The 309-nt window shown below is 48.5% G+C and carries 1 protein-coding gene; it reads left to right on the plus strand.

What is annotated here, in order from left to right:
• Positions 1–27: 27 nt before the first annotated feature.
• Positions 28–309, plus strand: a 282-nt coding sequence (locus AAEY88_RS12765) for an AMP-binding protein (protein ID WP_350562976.1), incomplete at its 3' end; no start/stop codon positions are given.

Raw genomic sequence — 309 nt, forward strand, 5'->3', positions numbered from 1 at the left:
TTCAAAATGCGATAAAGGACTATCTCCATGACCGACTTTCATACAGGTCTCGGCAAAACCCCTGCCAACTATCAACCGCTAACTCCCATCGATTTTATCATTCGCAGCGCGCAGGTTTATCCTGACAAAACTGCGATTATCTATGATGACCTAGAGCACAATGACCTCACGCAGACATGGCAACAGACTTACGATCGTTGTCGGCAACTGGCTGACGGCCTGCGTAAACTCGGTATTGATAAAAACGATACCGTCGCAGTCATGATGCCGAACACCCCAGCGATGGTCGAATGTGCATTTGGTGTACCC

This window comes from Psychrobacter sp. CAL346-MNA-CIBAN-0220 (assembly GCF_040309805.1).
Classification (GTDB): domain Bacteria; phylum Pseudomonadota; class Gammaproteobacteria; order Pseudomonadales; family Moraxellaceae; genus Psychrobacter.